This window comes from Paraprevotella xylaniphila YIT 11841, assembly GCF_900683745.1.
Classification (GTDB): Bacteria; Bacteroidota; Bacteroidia; order Bacteroidales; family Bacteroidaceae; genus Paraprevotella; species Paraprevotella xylaniphila.
This window is the reverse complement of the sequence record NZ_LR215980.1, coordinates 1,760,190-1,776,580: the sequence shown is the minus strand read 5'-3', so window position 1 is coordinate 1,776,580 and position 16,391 is coordinate 1,760,190. Positions and strand designations below refer to the sequence as shown.

Below are 16,391 nucleotides of genomic sequence, written 5' to 3'. Positions count from 1 at the left end.
TTTTATGAGCTTAATGCCCGTTTTCGATATGTATATTTGCTGATATGAAAAGGTCTACAATCTGGATAGTAAGTGTAATTATCGGAGTTTCGTTTTTGGGACTTCTTTTGTTGCAGATGCGCTACATCGAGCAGATGGTGAAGATGCGGAAGGAACAATTTGACGAATCCGTAGTTCGTAGTCTGAATCAGGCATCCCGCAATTTGGAGCAGAACGAGACGTTTCGTTATCTGGAGAACTTTACGCGGGACAATTTAAGCCCGAGTTCGGATTCTTTGCCTAAACTTTATATGGGCGGGATAGTCGGTACTGTAGATGCGAGCAACGGTGTAGGAGTTGCACACGGGGGAGAAAAGATATATTCCGATTTCGAATTGCATACGATAGTGAAGCATCCTTCCACTATGCCGAAAGTGTTGCGTATCGAGCGTAATAATTCGATTGACGAGGCCACCAGGTCGTTTCAGGAGTATGTGAAGAATGCGTATGTATATCATAAGGGTTTGCTTGACGAAGTAATATACACTATCTTGTATAAAGCGAGTGAGAAACCCCTGGAAGAGCGGATTAATTTCAAATTGCTGGATCAGGACATCCGTAATGCGCTTGAAAATAACGGAATCAGTATTCCTTATCATTTCACGGTGGCTACCAATGACGGACGGGAGGTATACCGATGCCCGGATTACGAGGAGAAAGGAAAAGACTATTCATACTCCCAGGTGTTGTTCCGTAATGACCCTGCGGGTAAAATCGGCATTGTGAGGATTCATTTTCCGGATATGAATTCCTATTTGTTGGAAACGGCACGGATGATGATTCCGGCATTGGCCTTTACCATCATTCTGTTTGTCACTTTTGTCTTTACGATATATGTGATATTCCGTCAGAAAAAGGTGACGGAGATGAAAAATGACTTCATCAACAATATGACGCATGAATTCAAGACTCCGATTTCGTCTATTTCATTGGCCGCCCAGATGCTGAGCGACCAGTCGATAAAGAAGAGCGAGGCGATGTACGAGAATCTTTCGCGGGTCATTAATGACGAGACCAAGCGTTTACGTTTTCAGGTGGAAAAAGTACTGCAAATGTCTTTGTACGACAGAGATAACATTGCGTTCAAGCAGAAAGAGTTGGATGCACATCAGTTGTTGGCGGGAGTCATTAAGACGTTTACTTTGAAAGTGTCGCAGAATGGAGGAAGTATATCGTCTGATTTCAAAGCCGAACAGGCGGAGATTTATGTGGATGAGATGCACTTTACGAATGTGATATTCAATTTGATGGATAATGCGGTCAAATACAAGCGTGATGATGTGGAACTACATTTGACTCTTCGGACATGGAATACGGGGGACAAGATCAATATTTCAATAGAAGATAACGGCATAGGCATACAGAAAGATGACTTGAAGAGGATTTTCGATAAGTTTTATCGTGTGCATACCGGCAATAAACATGATGTCAAAGGTTTCGGCTTAGGACTGGCCTACGTCAAGAAAATCGTGGGGTTACAGAATGGCGTGATACATGCAGAAAGCGAATACGGCCATGGAACGAAATTTATAATCACATTACCAACAATAAAAAAATAAGAATTATGGAAGAAAAATTGCGAATATTATTATGCGAGGACGATGAGAGCCTGGGCATGTTGCTGAGAGAGTATTTACAGGCCAAGGGTTATGAGGCGGAACTGTTTCCGGACGGAGATGCCGGTTACAAGGCATTTTTGAAGAACCGTTACGAAATGTGTGTGTTGGACGTTATGATGCCAAAGAAGGATGGATTCCAGTTGGCACAGGAAATCCGACAGGTCAATGCTGAAATACCTATCATATTCCTGACGGCCAAAAACCTGAAGGAGGATATTTTCGACGGATTTAAAATAGGGGCTGATGACTATATCACTAAACCTTTCTCGATGGAAGAACTGGTATTCCGTATGGAGGCCATCTTGCGCCGTGTGAGGGGTAAGAAAGTAAAGGAGACGAACATGTATAAACTGGGTCGTTTCACTTTCGACACACAAAGGCAGATTTTGGCTATCGGTGACAAGCAAACCAAGTTGACAACCAAGGAAAGTGAGTTGCTTTCATTGCTTTGTGCGCATGCCAATGATGTATTACAACGTGAACTGGCATTGAAGACGATTTGGATTGATGACAATTACTTCAATGCACGGAGCATGGATGTGTATATCACAAAATTGCGCAAGCATCTGAAAGACGACCCTTCCATTGAGATTAACAACGTCCATGGAAAAGGTTATCGTTTGATTATCCCCACAACAGAAGAGGAATAAGAACAGATAACGTAAGAATGGCCCCGGATTTCCTTGAGGAACATCCGGGGCCATTCTTTTACCTCTTAATCTTGTATTTTCTTGTTCATGACAATGTGGACGATAATACCGACCACAATAGCCAATAAGGCTATACCGTTAGGCCAGTTATAATCAAGCCAGTTGCATACATAACTCAGAACCAATACCGCAGTTCCCAGAACGATTAAGAGAATACCCAAATTCTTTAAAAAATTATTCATTGTATGTTTCTTTTTATGTTTTTCTCCATTCAGCCTACAAATTAAAGCATAATTATTTAAACTCCGAAACTTTTCATAGAAAAAAAGACGGAAAAGGAGCATTTTAATCCTTTGTGTTTAAAAACACTTTTCTTAAAACTTCCTGGCTTATGCTTAATTCTTCCACACTAAGGCCACGCAGGGCCTCTTTCAGGGTCTTGTTGGCGATAAATCTCGATTTCTCTTCCAAATCCCGTCCAGTCTTGGTCAGATGAATCAGGTTGATTCTCCGGTCTGTTTTCCCGGATATTCTGACAACGAGGTTCAGGCGCTCCATATTGTCGATCAGCCGTGTCATACTCGGTTTGTCCTTGAAAGTCGCGTTACACAATTCTTGTTGCGTGACACCGTCTTTTTCCCATAGATATAACAACACCGTCCATTGTTCCGGAGTAATGTCCACATTGTATAGCCGGAAGTTACGGTAGAGCTTGCGGTTGATTGCTGCCGACACCTTCCCGTTCAGGATGGCAAAGATTAATTTTATATCGAAATTGAATTGTTCGCTCATGTCCTTCAGATTGTTCGACCATACAAAGGTATGATATTTATTACAGATTGTGGCCGTGTGAGCTTCTTAAATTTCTTTAAAGCTTTAGGCAGCTACTTTTCCAACCTCTCTTTTTCTAAAGCTTTGATTGGATTTAAAGCTTAGAAAATTTGCATAATAGCGGAAAAACACGTAATTTTGCACCGCATTTTTGCAAAAACATTATTAATTATTTATTTAACGGATTATGAATCAATACGAAACCGTTTTCATTTTAACTCCCGTTTTATCTGACGACCAGATGAAGGAAGCGGTCAACAAGTTCAGGGGTATCCTCACTGACAACGGTGCAGAGATTATCAATGAAGAGAACTGGGGCCTGAAGAAATTGGCTTACGCCATTGAAAAGAAGTCCACGGGATTTTATATCCTTATGGAGTTCAAGGCGCAGCCTGAAGTGATTAAAACTTTGGAAGTCAATTTCCGTCGTGATGAGAAAGTACTTCGCTTTTTGACTATCAAAATGGAGAAGTATGCAGCAGAATACGCTGAGAAGAGAAGAAATAACAAATCAAAAAAGGAGGATTAAATCATGGCACAGCAATCAGAAATCAGATATTTGACTCCGCCGACCGTAGACGTGAAGAAGAAAAAGTACTGCCGTTTCAAGAAAAGCGGTATTAAGTACATTGATTATAAGGATCCCGAATTCTTGAAGAAATTCTTGAATGAGCAGGGTAAGATTTTGCCCCGTCGCATTACAGGTACTTCTTTGAAGTATCAGCGTCGTGTAGCACAGGCTGTCAAGAGAGCCCGTCATTTGGCACTTCTTCCATTTGTAACAGATATGATGAAATAATAATAAGGAGGAGTAAGCATGGAAATTATATTGAAAGAAGATATTATAGGCTTGGGCTACAAGAATGATATTGTAGACGTAAAGTCAGGTTACGGTCGTAACTACCTTATTCCTACCGGTAAGGCTGTGATTGCTTCAGATTCTGCCAAGAAAATGTTGGCTGAGGATTTGAAGCAGCGTGCTCATAAGTTGGAGAAAATCAAGAATGAAGCTCAGGCATTGGCTGATAAGTTGGCTGAGGTTGCTCTGACTATTCCTACTAAGGTGAGTGCTACGGGTGTCATCTATGGCTCGGTAAACAGTTTGCTGATTGCAGACGAGTTGAAGAAGCTTGGTTTTGATATTGACCGTAAGATTATTGTAGTGAAAGATGTGAAAGCAGTGGGTTCATATCATGCTACTGTAAAATTGCATAAGGAAGTTTCTGTTGAGATACCTTTTGAGGTTGTAGCGGAAGAAGCTTAATTATAAGGGCTATTTATATTGTGTGTTATTTATAGGGGGAATATCCAATGAAGGGTGTTCCCCTTTTTTATTAATCAGATTTATCGTGCCAAAAGAGATGGATTCCGAAAAGAAGGGATTGGTATAAAAAAAATAGAGACCATACTCGCGTATGATCTCTTGTTCCTTTTAGTTCGTATCTGTACTGAATTATTCAGCAGCAGGAGCTTCGGCAGCAGCGCTATCAGCAACTACAGCAGCATCAGCGGCAGCGCTATCGGCAACTACAGAATCAACTTCTACGATTTCTTCTTCTACAGCTACAGTGTCAGTATCAGCTGCAGTTTCAGCCTGAGAAGTTTTGTTACCGCAAGATGCGAAAGAAATAGCTGCGAAAGCTACGAACAAAAATGCTAACTTTTTCATTTTTTTGCTTTTTTAAATCTGTAAAACAATCAATTGCTTATTAAAACATTGCAAAGGTATATACTTTTTTGATATGTTGTACACTTTGCCCTCTTTTTTTTGATACATATTTTTAAGGATATATATAAGTTGCAATGAATCAATGTTTTATGTACTGTTAATTTTTCGAGGTTCTCTATGTGCTATTCCATAGAATTATGTAACTTTGCGGTTGGAACAGTGATTAAGATTGGATTATACTATAGATGATATGACAGAAGCATCCGTTTTTGAGGGGAAGAAAGCCGTATATTTTACGTTAGGCTGTAAGTTGAATTTTGCAGAGACTTCTACAATAGGGCGTTTGTTGAAGGAGATGGGAGTGAGGACGGTGCGAGCCGGAGAACGTGCCGATATTTGTGTGGTGAATACTTGTTCGGTAACGGAGGTTGCCGATCATAAATGCCGGCAAGCTATTCATAAGTTGGTGAAACAGCATCCCGGAGCTTTTGTGGTGGTAACGGGCTGTTATGCCCAACTTAAACCGGAGCAAGTTTCTGCTATTGACGGAGTGGATTTAGTTTTGGGGGCAGAGCAGAAAGGGGATATATTGCGTTATTTAGAGGAACGTTTGCCTTTGTTGCCGGCAGAGCGTAAATCAGCTGATGCGGAGCACGCCGCTTATACTGTGCCTACGAAAGATATACATACATTTGTCCCTTCCTGTTCATGTGGCGACCGGACACGTTATTTCTTGAAAGTGCAAGACGGGTGCGATTATTATTGTACGTATTGTACGATTCCGTATGCTCGTGGGCGTAGCCGTAACGGTAGCATAGCCTCATTGGTTCGTCAAGCAGAACAAGCAGCATCGGAGGGGGGGCGTGAAATAGTGTTGACTGGAGTGAATATCGGAGATTTCGGTAAGACTACCGGTGAAAGCTTTTTGGATTTGGTGAAAGCGCTTGACCGGGTGGAAGGTATAGCCCGTTACCGTATATCTTCCATCGAACCTAATTTGCTGACAGAGGACGTGTTGGCTTTTTGTGCGGAGTCGCGTGCGTTTATGCCCCATTTTCATATACCGTTACAAAGCGGTAGCGATGAAGTGCTGAAACTTATGCGTCGCCGTTATACTACAAATTTTTTTGCCGAGAAGATATCACGTGTGAAAGAGCTGATGCCTGATGCCTTTATCGGTGTGGATGTGATTGTAGGTACGCGGGGCGAGACGGATGGATGTTTTGAAGAAGCATTCGGTTTCATTCGTTCGTTGGATGTGAGCCAGTTGCATGTGTTCAGTTATTCGGAGCGCCCCGGAACGATGGCTCTGAAAATAGGACATTCCGTTTCGCCAGAGGAGAAACATCGGCGCAGCCAACGGCTATTGGAGTTGTCCGATGTAAAATGGGAGGCATTTTATCGGCGTTACATCGGAACCGAGGCCGAGGTCCTGTTGGAAAAGTCCCGGACGGAAGGAGTTATGCATGGCTTTACAGCCAACTATATCCGGGTGGAATTGCCTGTCGAAGGGAATCTGGACAATCAGATTGTCCGTGTACGTTTGGGAGATTTTAATGCAGGCAGGTCGGCTTTACGTGCCACCTTATTATAATAATAGGAGAGGACGGATATGGACAAGGTGGCCGTAGTCATTTTGAATTGGAACGGAGAAGAAATGCTTCGTCGCTTTTTGCCTGGTGTGTTGGCTCATACATCGGCAGAGGTATATGTGGCCGACAATGCTTCTACGGATAAGTCGTTGGAGCTTCTTTCGGTAGATTTTCCTGCTGTGAAAACAATCTTATTGGAACGGAATTACGGCTTTGCCGAAGGGTATAACCGGGCTTTGGCACAGATTGAGGCTGAATATTTTGTTTTGCTGAATTCGGACGTGGAGGTGAAAGACGATTGGATTTCTCCCATGTCGCAGTATTTGGATACCCATCCGGAGGTAGCAGCCTGCCAACCTAAAATCCTAAGTTGGCATGCACCGGATAAGTTCGAGTATGCGGGAGCGGCAGGAGGGTATATGGATGCTTGGGGTTATCCGTATTGCAGGGGGCGTGTCATGAATACGGTGGAAACCGATGAGGGGCAATATGATACAGTGGCCCCTGTTTTTTGGGCCACCGGAGCCGCTTTGATGGTACGTAGTGCCGTTTATCGCGAAGCCGGAGGTTTGGATGCCCGCTTTTTTGCCCACATGGAGGAAATTGACTTTTGTTGGCGGTTACGCAGTCGCGGATACGGCATTGTCTGTGTGCCGTCGGCTGTGGTTTATCATGTAGGGGGAGGCACGTTGTCCAAGGAAAACCCACATAAGACCTATTTGAATTTCCGGAATAACCTTTATATGCTTTATAAGAATCTGCCGGATGAACGTCTGAGTACGGTCATGCGTTGTCGTTTTTGGTTGGACAGGTTGGCTGCCCTCCAATTTTTGCTGAAAGGGGAGCGGCGGTCTTTTCTGGCTGTGTTTCAGGCGAGGGCCGATTTCAGAAAGCAAAAGGAAGATTTTCGGGCTGCCCGGAAAGAAAACCTGTCCCGTATGGTCGTGAACCCGGTTCCGGAACAAGCTCGGTTCAGTATTTTGTGGGCTTACTATTTCCAAAATCGTCATAAATACTCCGATTTGCCCCATATATAGTTTTGTTTTTGCTTTTTTTAGTAAAATAGTTTGTGGTTAATGTATTTGTTTGTATATTTGTATGCGTATTTAACGAATAATAAGTTTTGAAACGAGCTTTATTGATATTGGTAGGCCTGACTATGTTTTTTTCTTCTTGTCGGTGGAGTTCCGTTCCCTGGTGGACGGATAGCCAATCGGATAAAGGAGAAAAGATATTCCGTTATGACCGTTTGGTTGATGAGTTCGTTTCCTTGAATAGTTTCACTTCGCTCCAACGTATGAATACGGAATATCCGGCTGCGACACGGTTGCTTATAGAAGAGGTGTTGACAATCGGCTCCGTAGAGGATCCACGCATCGAACAACGTTTGCGGGAGTATTATCTCGACTCTACCATGCAGGTGTTGTTGGAAGACGTGCATGATGAGTATGCGGATTTGAATGCGGAGGAAGCTGAAATCTCTTCGGTATTCGAACAGGTCAAGGATGCTGATCCCAGTTTCCGTATACCGTTCATGTATACTCAGATATCCGGTTTGAACCAAAGCATAGTGGTGGGCGATAGCTTGTTGGGCATTAGCTTGGACAAGTATTTGGGGCGTGACTATCCTTTGTACCGCAAATATTATCATGATTATCAGCGTCGGGTAATGGACCGGAGTTGGTTGGTGTCGGATGCTTTGTTCTATTATCTGTCCCATGAATATCCTTTGCCGGACGGTAAGGTGCATACGTTGTTGGATTACATCTCAGATTACGGGAAGATACATTGGGTGATTGCGCATTGCCGGAATATTTCTTTGGAGCAAGAGGCCGGTTTTGAAGAAGAACGCGTGCTTTGGTACAAGGATAACGAAACCAATGTGTGGAATTGGTTGATGGGGCATGGTGCCCTGACTTCTGCCGACTTGACGATGATCAGGCTTTTTATGGAGCCTCGTGGAACCACGCCTTATATCGGGAAGGACAGTCCGGACCAGATAGGTTTGTGGTTGGGCTTGCAAATCATAGACCATTATATGAAATCACATCCCCGGGTAACGATTGGTGAATTGCTTCGTGAGAACGATTATGGAAAGATTCTCCGCGAGTCGGGGTATCATCCGTCTGCAAACAAAAAATAATGGAACCAGCACTTTATTTGATACCTGTCACGTTGGGGGATACGCCCCATTCGCAGGTCTTGCCGGATTATAATACAGGGATTATCCGGAACATCAAGTTTTTCATCGTGGAAGATTTGCGTTCGGCCCGCCGTTTTCTGAAAAAGGTGGACCGGGACATCAATATAGACGAGTTGACTTTTTTTGCCATGGGCAAGCATGCTTCTTCAGAGGCGTTTGCGTCCTATCTGCGTCCATTGGAGCAAGGCATGCCGGTCGGCGTGATTTCCGAGGCCGGTTGTCCGGCAGTGGCCGACCCAGGAGCCGATGTGGTGGCCATAGCCCAACGTAAGGGACTGCGGGTCATACCTTTAGTGGGTCCGTCTTCCATGATTTTGGCCGTGATGGCGTCCGGCTTCAACGGACAGAGTTTTGCTTTCAACGGTTATCTTCCGATAGATCCGGCAGAACGGGCCAAGCGCATTAAAATGTTGGAACAGCGGGTATATTCGGAACATCAGACCCAACTGTTCATCGAAACCCCTTACCGTAATGCCAAGATGTTCGAGGAGGTTCTTCGGGCATGCCGTCCACAGACCCGCCTTTGTGTGGCGGCAGGCATAACCTGCAAGGAAGAGTATATCAAGACTCGCACGGTGCAGGAATGGAAGAAGCATCCTCTTCCGGATTTGTCCAAAGTGCCGGCTATATTTTTGATTTACAAGTGAGGGAGGTTGATTTCTCCTTTATTATTTCTTTTATTATAAAGAAAGTGTTACATTTGCAATGTGTTTCCACGCCGGTGCCTTGTTCGTAAGGCGGGTGAGGGGAATACCATATATGGAAAAGGCGTTTACTTGGCGCTCTGCTCTTATGCTTATCAGAACTTCGCAACTTCGGTAATTACTCCAAGAGCAAGGTAACAGTAGATGTCCTGTGGGTGTGTTATATACATCCCTTTCTTGTCAGCACCCTGTCGCGGGGTGCTGACTTAGGGGATTGGTATACATATCGGCGTGGGCTTCTGGAGTTGTTCGTTTGGAGTGATTGGGCATGCGAAGGCCTTGATAAAATGAACGGGCAACGGGTACAGATTCCCGCGCTTTTTTTGTATATGCCACGCAAGTCTTGTTTAAAAGTGCCGGATTTCGGGAGTCTCCGGTGGTTTAAGGAGGAAGCTGTTATGAAAGCTTTTATCAGATGGGTGTGGGTGTTGTGTTTGTTCCCGCCCCGGGTGTTTGGCCAGGCCAAACTTCCTATTACGACTTCAGACCATTTTGTGGTGGAGGCTCCGGCGGTGGTACAACCCGGAGGGGAAACCGTTGATTTCATTGTGGGCGTGGAAGGTTCCCGTTTTTACACGGCCTACAACATGGAAATCGCTTTGCCCGAGGATTTGGTTTTCGTTCCCAACGACAAGGGAAATTGTGCCATGATGTGTGGCTTGGACGGGATGTATCCGTATGACGACAGTATGGGGTTTCCGCAGTTCACGCATATTTTTGCCAGTGGGTTGCAGGTGAACGGCAACCTGCGTGTGGCTTGTTTCTCATCTCTGAACGAGGACTTCACGTCATTTTCCGGGCGGTTGTTCCGGGTGTCGGTCAAGGCATCTCCGTACGCCAAGCCCGGTATGGGGGAAATCCGGATGTTCGGTTTGAATCTTACGGTGGCCGAGAATGCCCAAAAGTATATCCCCGAGGGAGATTTGAACACGGGAGAAATCGAGGTGGGCAATCATGCGTCTGTTCCCGTATCCATTTCTGCCGCCAACCGTTACGGTACTTGTATCCTGCCTTTTGGCTTGGAGGCACTGCCTGCCGGTTTGGAAGCTTATACGGTTGCATCCGTCAGCGACGGGGTTTTGAATCTCGACCCCGTGACGGCTTTACAGGCCTATACGCCCTATGTGCTGTATGCGGCGAACGGTTTCAGCGGTGTGTTGGAGGGTACGGTGGACGCTTCGCTTTATCCCGAAGACACGCGCTCGGTCACGGTGAACGGGCTGACGGGGATTGTCACGCCGCAGGAAGTCACCGAGGGATATATCCTGCAAAACCAAGGGGATGGCGTGCGGTTCTACCGTGTGGGGGACGTGCCTTTTGCTTTGCCTGCCGGACGGTGTTACCTTTCGGCTTCCGTGTCGGCCGGAGTGAATCTCAGGATGGAGCGTAATGCTACTGGCATTACGGACAGCAGGACGGACGTGGCCTTGCCGGACGACACCTGTTATGACCTTTTAGGGCGGCGCGTGGAACATCTGGTTCCGGGACGTGTATATCTTTCTGCCCGTCGTGGTGTTTTTTTACAATCCAAGTAGAACTTAAAACAAAAACAAGATGAAAAAGATATTTTTACTTTTATGGCTCGTTCTTCTCGGGCTTTCCAAGGTGCAAGCCTATGAGTTCGAGAAAAATGGCATTTATTATGATATCGTCAATGGTAAGGCGGTGGTTGTGAGTGGAGGTAGTGTCATGTATTCGGGTGATGTGGTGATTCCCGAGACGGTGGAGTTTGGTGGTCAGCATTATGTGGTGGACAGTATTGGTGAATGGGCTTTTAATGCCTGTTCCGGACTGATGTCCGTGAAATTACCTGAAAAATTAAGGGTAATCGGAAGGCTTGCTTTTGTGGATTGTTATGGTTTGACTTCTATATCATTCCCTGCAAGTTTGAAGGTTATTGGCGATGGCGCTTTTCAAAACTGTGATGGTTTGACTTCCTTATCTTTTCCTGAAGGAATTACTCAGATTGGTGATGGTGCTTTTCAAAGGTGTGGAAGGTTGGAAACGCTTTTTTTCCCAAGCACGATGAAGTCGATTGATTGGGGGGTATTTTGTGAGTCGCATGAAAATAAGTATGGGGGAGAATGTACATGCGACAGTATTAGGCGTATTGAGGTAAGGGATATAGCAACGTGGTTCAATTCCAATCGTTTTACGGAGAGGAATCACCATGTGGCTGCTCCGTATGCGGATTTGTATGTCAGTGGAGATTTGTTGACAGACATCGTACTTCCTGATACAATGACCCGGATAAGACCGGCATTGTTCTATGGATGTAAAAAACTGCATTCTGTTGTCTTTCCTAAGAACCTGAAAGTGATAGATGATTACGCTTTTAGTGGTTGCGACAAATTGGATTCGTTGTCTTTCCCGGCTTCGATGAAGACGATAAATTGGGCGGCATTTTGCACATATAGGGGGTATGGTGATTCTTGCAGTTGTGAGCATATCCGTTATGTGGATGTGAAGGATTTGCATACATGGATAAATAGCGTAAGGTATATCGGTCGTGAACACGATCCTGGTTTCCATCTCTATTTTCCCAAAGCCCATCTTTATATGGGAGGTAAGTTGTTGACCCATGTGGTGATACCGGGTGATGTTACAGAGGTAAAGCCTTATACCTTTAGTGGAATGGACAGTATTAGAACAGTCTCTATGCAGAAAGGTGTTGAAAACGTAGGGAAGTTGGCTTTTAGTGGTTGTCGTAATTTGTCATCCTTATCCTTTTTCGAGGGTTTGAAGGAAATAAGTAGCTATGCATTTGAAAATTGTGCAAGCTTGTCATCCGTATCCTTTTCCGAAGGCTTGGAGAAGATAGGTAGCTATGCGTTTGAAAATTGTGGAAGTCTGACTTCCGTTGCTTTTCCAGAAGGCTTGACGGAAATCGAAGAACGCGCTTTTTATGGTTGCGACAAATTGGATTCGTTATCTTTCCCGGCTTCGATGAAGGCGATAAATTGGACGGCATTTTGCACATATAGGGGGAATTTTGATGATTCTTGCAGTTGTGAGCATATCCGTTATGTGGATGTGAAGGATTTGCATACATGGATAAATAGCGTAAGGTATATGGGTCGTGAACAAAATTCTAATTTCCATTTCTATTTTCCCAAAGCCCATCTTTATATGGGAGGTAAGTTGTTGACCCATGTGGTGATACCGGGTGATGTTACAGAGGTAAAGCCTTATACCTTTAGTGGAATGGACAGTATTAGAACAGTCTCTATGCAGAAAGGTGTTGAAAACGTAGGGAAGTTGGCTTTAGTGGTTGTCTTAATTTGTCATCCTTATCCTTTTCCGAGGGCTTGAAGGAAATAAGTAGTTATGCATTTGAAAATTGTGCAAGCTTGTCATCCGTTACCTTTTCTGAAGGCTTTGAAGAAATAGGAGAGAGTGCATTTACTGGATGTGATAGCTTGCATTCCGTGAAGTTACCTGCTTCTATTAAAAAAATAGGTGTGTCTGCCTTTAACAATCAAGGAGTGGAGTTCCAGTTATATGCACTTGTTCCACCCCAAAGGGAATCAAATTCTTTGGGAGAGAACTTGGTGTATGTTCCCGAAAGTTGCATTGAAGCCTACCGTACGGCTTGGAGCGACAAGGTGAATGACATCCTTTGTTTGGAACGGCAACATGATTGGGATGTGATGGTAGAGGCGGAAGAAAAGTCGTCTGCGGTTTTGCAAGCCGTGGGGGGCGTGTCGGATAATGAGGCGGCCCGGAATGTGGTTCGTCTGAAAGTGAGCGGAACGGTTAACAGTTATGATTTCATGGTGATGAGGAACAAGATGACTTCTCTTCGAGAGTTGGATTTGACGGATGCGCATGTAGTGTATAATCCGTATGAACATTACCAGGGTTGTCACAGTTGGAATGATTCCTTGCCTGATTATGCTTTTTATCGGAAAGAATTGAGGGTGTGCAAACTTCCCAAAAGTATTACCTATATTGGGCAGAGTGCTTTTAGTGAATGCCATAGATTGACGAGCATGGATATTCCTGAAAAGGTTCAAGAAATAGGAAGTTTAGCTTTTTATTATTGTAATCAATTAAAAGAAGTCAGTTTCCAAGAAGGACTTGAAAGGATAGGTGGTGTTGCTTTTTCTGACTGTGCGTTGCACGACACGATAGTTTTTCCGCAAACTTTAAAGTATATATATAGTAATGCATTTGAGAATAATATTTGCTTGAGTGCCGTTAAGTTTCCGGTAGGATTGGAATATATAGAAAGTCGAGCATTTAACAATTGCCGTTGTTTGTCCGAGGTGAGGTTCCCCGCTTCTGTGTTAAGTGTGGGAAGTGCTGCCTTTGAGTACTGTAACAGCATCAAGGATGTCTATACCTATATAATAGACCCCTTACAGTTGGACCAGACCACTTTTTCTGCGGAAGTCTTTAAAAATGCCACGCTTCATGTGCCTGAGACAGCGCAGAATAACTATTATTGGGACACGCAATGGTCGCAATTCCCTTCCATCGTGATGTTCAACGAACCCTACGAGTACTTCTACCTGAACAAAGACTTGGTGATTGACGAGGAGACACCCCGTTTGGAGGGTGACACCATTTCCGGGACCGGAGAAGTGCAAGGCCCGGATGCCGACCTCAATCCCGGTTCGGGACTGGTGGTCGAAGGGAGCGAGAGCCAGGACTTGGGTGACGTGCATCTTAAAGACGACGGAAATGGGAACGGGGCTTCGGTCATCGGACAAGGCGACAAGGACGGGCATTGCAACATCAATGCCAAGAACCTGCATATTGACATACAGGTGGAAGCCAACCGTTGGTATTTCTTCTGCTTCCCATACCCCATCGACAAGAAGAACATCAAGTATGATGGAAGTTACGTCCTGCGGTGGTACGATGGGGCGGAACGTGCCCAATATGGACGGGGAGGTTGGAAAGACTGGGCGGCAGGCAAGCTGACCGCCGGTGTGGGGTATATTTTCCAAGGTAGCCAATCCGGAACGTTGACTTTCCAAGTCCCGGATGCGAAGTTCGACGGCGAGAACCGCGACATTCTCTTGCAGAACCATGGGGCAGACGAGGTACAGGATGTCGGATGGAATTTCGTGGGCAATCCCTATACTTCTTATTTCGATTTGCAGGATTTGGGGTATGACTATCCCGTCACGATATGGAACGGGTGGTCGTATGAGGCTTATAATCCTCAGGATGACGACTACGTGCTCTATCCTTACCAGGCTTTCTTCGTGCAGAAGCCCAATGCCGAGGACGGTATCACGTTCCATGCCGCACATCGCAAGACGAAGTTGCAATCCGAGGCTGCCCGGCGGGCTAATGTGGCACCGCGACGGATGCGCCGCGCGGCAGGCGTGGAACGCCGGTTGGTGAACCTTACCCTTTCCGACGGGAAGGTGACGGACAAGACGCGTGTGGTGTTCAATGCCCGGAAGCGCGAAGCGTATGAGGTGGATTGCGACGCAGCCAAGTTCATGGCGGAAGGTGTGCCGCAACTGTATTCGTTGGACGGCCAAGGCGTGAAATATGCCATCAACGAACGTCCGGAGGGTAACGGTGTGGTGTCCTTGGGCTATGAGGTGCAGGCCGCCGGGAATTATACCATCGGCTTGACCCGTGCTGACGTGGGGGTAATGCTGAAAGACAAGTTGACGGGCGCAAGCCATGACTTCTCCGAAGGGGATTACGTGTTCTCTTCCGAGGCAGGCACGTTCCACGACCGCTTCCTTTTGGTGAAGTCTGCTTCGGCTACTGGGGTGAACGGGGTGTTTGCCGCAGGCGAGGCTGTGGTGGATGTGGAAAACGGCACGATTGCAGTGAGCGGGGCCGCCGGGCTTCGTACGACGGTGACTGCCCTTTCCGGAATTTTGATGGGTATCATCGACGGCAACGGCAGTCTGGACGTGCGTCCCGGAGTCTATGTGGTCAATGTGGGCGGACAAGCCCGTAAAGTCGTGGTATGATGAGGACGGTGGCAGTTTTCTTACGGACGTGGTGCACGGTGTCGGCCTTTTGCATGGCCGGCATCCTGCCCGTCTGTGGGCAGGACGAGTTCAATCCGTCCAATCCTCCCGAACCGAACACGCTCTATCGGGTGACGGTGGAAGCCCGTCCGGCAGAGGCCGGTTACGTGTCCGGCGGGGGAAAGTATGAAAAGGGCGCAGGGGTATATGTCAACACTTCGGCGGCCTCCTCCACGTTCCGTTTCGTGGGATGGCAGAAAGACGGTGCGGACTATTCTGCTGAGATGGGATTCGCTTATACCGTAGGCGAAGAAGATGCACATTTTGTGGCCCTGTATGCTTATGACCCCACTAATCCGTCCGAACCGTCTTTGGTGCTCCGGCACCGTTTGTGGTTGGACTGCACGCCTAAGGAAGCCTGCTCGTTCAACCGCGAGAGCGGGGGCAAGGTGGAAGAAGGCGAGTGGGTCTATCTCCAAGCTTATGCCAACCAAGGTTTTGTTTTCCGGGGATGGTACAGCGAAGGGCGGAAACTGAGCGATGCGGAAGGGTTTAATTTTTCCATGCCTACGGAGGATGTGACGGTGGAAGCGCGTTATGTATTCGCCCCGGACAACCCGGACGAACCGGCCGGAGGCGGACAGCCCGACGTGGATACCGGGGAGGAAGGCGATGTGAACGGAGACAAGCTGGCCGATGTGACGGACGCAGTAGCCATTGTGGGGGCGTATTTGGGCAAGATGCCCGAAGTGCCGCTTGACAAGGCCGATATGAACCGTGACGGCGAGGTGGACGTGAGCGATGCCGTAGAAGTGGTAAATTGGTATATAAAAAAGAACTGAGATGAAAAAGAAGTATGTTTGTCCTTCGGTGGAAATTGCCGATGTGGAGTTGTCTGGCTTGATAGCCCAATCTCCGGGAAGGGGAATTCCTGTTGATGATGCGGTGGAAGCCGACATGGAGTTTGAAGCCTTGTGCAACAAGAATATTTGGAACTTGTGAAGATAATTCTATGTTGCAGAAGCCGTAAAATCATTCTTTAGAGAATGAAAAATCAATCTGCGCCAAACGGAAATTTACTCTCAAGAGAATGATTTTTCGTTTGGCGCAGATTGTAATATGTTGATAATGTGAAT

17 protein-coding genes and 1 pseudogene are annotated in these 16,391 nt (G+C 46.0%); 15 read left to right on the top strand and 3 right to left on the bottom strand.

The window, feature by feature from the left end; translation table 11 throughout:
- The first annotated feature begins 44 nt into the window (after nucleotides 1-44).
- Nucleotides 45-1,598 carry a sensor histidine kinase gene (locus E0E47_RS07600; RefSeq protein WP_130893360.1) on the top strand — a complete coding sequence of 518 codons (1,554 nt, stop codon included), beginning with the start codon at nucleotides 45-47 and terminating at the stop codon, nucleotides 1,596-1,598.
- Between the two features lie 5 nt (nucleotides 1,599-1,603).
- Entirely contained in the window at nucleotides 1,604-2,308 is a 705-nt protein-coding gene (gene rprY, locus E0E47_RS07595; RefSeq protein WP_008620761.1) for a response regulator transcription factor RprY, read from the top strand.
- 65 nt (nucleotides 2,309-2,373) lie between these two features.
- On the opposite strand, the gene E0E47_RS17550 is transcribed toward rprY, so the two are convergent.
- On the bottom strand, nucleotides 2,374-2,550 hold the full coding sequence (locus E0E47_RS17550) for a hypothetical protein (RefSeq protein WP_230315489.1): 177 nt from the start codon (nucleotides 2,548-2,550) through the stop codon (nucleotides 2,374-2,376).
- A 103-nt stretch (nucleotides 2,551-2,653) separates the two neighbouring features.
- The gene (locus E0E47_RS07585) at nucleotides 2,654-3,100 is read right to left on the bottom strand and encodes a MarR family winged helix-turn-helix transcriptional regulator (RefSeq protein ID WP_008625574.1); all 447 of its coding nucleotides are present in this window, start codon (nucleotides 3,098-3,100) and stop codon (nucleotides 2,654-2,656) included.
- A gap of 226 nt (nucleotides 3,101-3,326) precedes the next feature.
- Between E0E47_RS07585 and rpsF the strand changes: the two genes are divergently transcribed.
- Genes rpsF through rplI form a run of 3 tightly spaced genes read left to right on the top strand, consistent with a single transcriptional unit; the run spans nucleotide 3,327 to nucleotide 4,403 of the window.
- The gene (rpsF, locus tag E0E47_RS07580; RefSeq protein ID WP_008620765.1) at nucleotides 3,327-3,668 is read left to right on the top strand and encodes a 30S ribosomal protein S6; all 342 of its coding nucleotides are present in this window, start codon (nucleotides 3,327-3,329) and stop codon (nucleotides 3,666-3,668) included.
- Nucleotides 3,669-3,938 carry a 30S ribosomal protein S18 gene (gene rpsR / locus E0E47_RS07575; RefSeq protein WP_172604765.1) on the top strand — a complete coding sequence of 90 codons (270 nt, stop codon included), beginning with the start codon at nucleotides 3,669-3,671 and terminating at the stop codon, nucleotides 3,936-3,938.
- Between the two features lie 18 nt (nucleotides 3,939-3,956).
- Nucleotides 3,957-4,403, top strand: coding sequence for a 50S ribosomal protein L9 (rplI, locus tag E0E47_RS07570; protein ID WP_130893359.1), 447 nt, complete (start codon nucleotides 3,957-3,959; stop codon nucleotides 4,401-4,403).
- 189 nt (nucleotides 4,404-4,592) lie between these two features.
- Here the strand turns inward: rplI and E0E47_RS07565 are convergent, their stop codons facing one another.
- Nucleotides 4,593-4,808: a PG1828 family lipoprotein gene (locus E0E47_RS07565; protein WP_008620771.1), complete on the bottom strand. Its 216-nt coding sequence runs from the start codon at nucleotides 4,806-4,808 to the stop codon at nucleotides 4,593-4,595.
- A gap of 250 nt (nucleotides 4,809-5,058) precedes the next feature.
- On the opposite strand from E0E47_RS07565, the gene mtaB reads away from it, so the two are divergent.
- The 10 genes and pseudogenes from mtaB to E0E47_RS17300 all read left to right on the top strand — a co-directional run bounded on the left by mtaB (nucleotide 5,059) and on the right by E0E47_RS17300 (nucleotide 16,257).
- A complete protein-coding gene (gene mtaB / locus E0E47_RS07560; RefSeq protein ID WP_008625570.1) occupies nucleotides 5,059-6,402 on the top strand; it encodes a tRNA (N(6)-L-threonylcarbamoyladenosine(37)-C(2))-methylthiotransferase MtaB in 1,344 nt (447 codons plus the stop codon).
- A gap of 18 nt (nucleotides 6,403-6,420) precedes the next feature.
- The gene (locus tag E0E47_RS07555) at nucleotides 6,421-7,437 is read left to right on the top strand and encodes a glycosyltransferase family 2 protein (protein WP_008625569.1); all 1,017 of its coding nucleotides are present in this window, start codon (nucleotides 6,421-6,423) and stop codon (nucleotides 7,435-7,437) included.
- A gap of 86 nt (nucleotides 7,438-7,523) precedes the next feature.
- Complete coding sequence (locus E0E47_RS07550) at nucleotides 7,524-8,543, top strand: gliding motility protein GldB-related protein (RefSeq protein ID WP_232038367.1); 1,020 nt, start codon at nucleotides 7,524-7,526, stop codon at nucleotides 8,541-8,543.
- Entirely contained in the window at nucleotides 8,543-9,250 is a 708-nt protein-coding gene (locus E0E47_RS07545; protein WP_008625567.1) for an SAM-dependent methyltransferase, read from the top strand. Before E0E47_RS07550 ends, E0E47_RS07545 begins: the two co-directional genes overlap by 1 nt.
- A 455-nt stretch (nucleotides 9,251-9,705) precedes the next feature.
- Entirely contained in the window at nucleotides 9,706-10,842 is a 1,137-nt protein-coding gene (locus tag E0E47_RS07540) for a hypothetical protein (protein ID WP_130893358.1), read from the top strand.
- A gap of 19 nt (nucleotides 10,843-10,861) precedes the next feature.
- Entirely contained in the window at nucleotides 10,862-12,619 is a 1,758-nt protein-coding gene (locus E0E47_RS07535; RefSeq protein ID WP_130893357.1) for a leucine-rich repeat domain-containing protein, read from the top strand.
- Nucleotides 12,589-12,729, top strand: a pseudogene (locus E0E47_RS17850) (leucine-rich repeat protein); the annotation flags it as partial. The gene E0E47_RS07535 and the pseudogene E0E47_RS17850, both read left to right, overlap by 31 nt.
- A gap of 63 nt (nucleotides 12,730-12,792) precedes the next feature.
- Nucleotides 12,793-15,255 (top strand): leucine-rich repeat domain-containing protein, encoded by a 2,463-nt coding sequence (locus tag E0E47_RS07530; RefSeq protein ID WP_232038366.1) that lies wholly within the window; start codon nucleotides 12,793-12,795, stop codon nucleotides 15,253-15,255.
- Nucleotides 15,252-16,097 (top strand): InlB B-repeat-containing protein, encoded by an 846-nt coding sequence (locus E0E47_RS07525; RefSeq protein WP_130893355.1) that lies wholly within the window; start codon nucleotides 15,252-15,254, stop codon nucleotides 16,095-16,097. Before E0E47_RS07530 ends, E0E47_RS07525 begins: the two co-directional genes overlap by 4 nt.
- Nucleotide 16,098: 1 nt before the next feature.
- Nucleotides 16,099-16,257 (top strand): hypothetical protein, encoded by a 159-nt coding sequence (locus E0E47_RS17300; protein ID WP_172604675.1) that lies wholly within the window; start codon nucleotides 16,099-16,101, stop codon nucleotides 16,255-16,257.
- Nucleotides 16,258-16,391: the final 134 nt, after the last annotated feature.